1 protein-coding gene is annotated in these 1,463 nt (G+C 61.6%); it reads left to right on the top strand.

All coding sequences use genetic code 11. The features are described 5' to 3' along the window. Positions 1 to 67: 67 nt before the first annotated feature. Positions 68 to 1,417: an IS30 family transposase gene (locus tag QSK18_RS35615; RefSeq protein WP_285628977.1), complete on the top strand. Its 1,350-nt coding sequence runs from the start codon at positions 68 to 70 to the stop codon at positions 1,415 to 1,417. Positions 1,418 to 1,463 lie beyond the last annotated feature (46 nt).

Below are 1,463 nucleotides of genomic sequence, written 5' to 3'. Positions count from 1 at the left end.
GGTGGATTCAATGGGTCGTCGCAACACCTCGATCGTGGAGGTGCTGATGGGCAGGCCTGCCGGGTGGATGTCGGCTTTGACGGGAAGGTCGCCGATGAAGTCGCCGGGGGCGCCGGCTCACCGGAGGGAGATCGAGCGCGAGTTCTGGAAGGTCATTGCCACTGGTGTCACGTCCGAGGAGGCTGCCGCAAAGGTTGGCGTGTCGGGAGTGATCGGGACGCGGTGGTTTCGCCAGGGTGGTGGGATGCCACCGATGGAACTCACCCCGTTGTCCGGTCGCTACTTGTCCTTTGGCGAACGTGAGGAAATTGCGCTCATGAAAGCTCAAGGGGCCGGAGTCCGGCAGATCGCTCGTCAGATCGGGCGTGATCCATCGACCGTGTCCCGGGAGCTTCGCCGTAATGCTGCCACCCGAGGAGGCAAGCTGGACTACAGGGCTTCAGTTGCTCAGTGGAAGGCGGATCTTGTTGCGCAGCGGCCAAAGACAGCGAAGCTGGCCGAGAATGAGCGGCTGCGTGAATACGTTCAGGAACGCCTCTCGGGAGAGATTCAGAGGCCCGATGGATCTCTCGCGCAGGGGCCGAATACTCGTGCTTGGAACGGACGTAACAAGCCGCACCGACAGGACCGTCGTTGGGTCACAGCCTGGAGTCCTGAGCAAATCTCACGGCGTCTTCAGGTCGACTTCCCGGATGATGAGTCCATGCGAATCAGCCACGAGGCCATTTATCAGGCCCTCTATGTTCAGGGGCGAGGAGCACTCAAACGAGAATTGGTGACCTGTTTGCGCACTGGCCGCGCGTTGCGCGTTCCCCGTGCCCGGAACGGTCGTCGGACGGGTGGCTACATCACGCCGGAAGTCTTGATCAGTGCTCGACCGGCGGAAGTCGAGGACCGAGCTGTTCCCGGCCATTGGGAGGGGGATCTGATCATCGGGACTGAGCGGTCGGCGATCGGAACCCTGGTGGAGCGGACCACGAGATTTACTGTGCTCGTGCATCTTCCACGTCTGGATGGATGGCGCATGGAACCTCGGGTGAAGAATGGGCCCGCACTGGGAGGCTACGGGGCCGAGGCCATGCGCCAGGCTCTGACTACAACCATGACCACGCTTCCGCAGCAACTACTGCAATCGCTGACCTGGGACCGGGGCAGGGAACTGGCCCAGCACGCACAGCTGACCGTCGAGACGGGCCTGGAAGTCTACTTTGCTGACCCTCACAGTCCCTGGCAGCGCGGGACCAATGAGAACACCAATGGCCTCCTACGGCAGTACTTCCCGAAGGGAACCGATCTTTCTCGATGGCCAGAGGAAGATCTACAGGCTGTCGCAGCGGCGCTGAACGCGCGGCCAAGGAAGATCCTGGGCTGGAGAACCCCCGCGGAAGCGCTGAATCAGCTACTCTCGCAGACTTAACCAATGAGTGTTGCGACCACCCCTTGAGTCTGGTCAATACACGTCA

Source organism: Kineosporia sp. NBRC 101677 (genome assembly GCF_030269265.1).
In the GTDB taxonomy this organism is placed as follows: domain Bacteria; phylum Actinomycetota; class Actinomycetes; order Actinomycetales; family Kineosporiaceae; genus Kineosporia; species Kineosporia rhizophila.
Note: the sequence above shows the minus strand (reverse complement) of the source record. Positions and strands in the feature narration are given on the sequence as shown.

Bases quoted from the DNA above. Each gene is read 5' to 3' on its own strand.
- QSK18_RS35615 (WP_285628977.1), top strand. From the start codon at position 68: ATGTCGGCTTTGACGGGAAGGTCGCCGATGAAGTCGCCGGGGGCGCCG.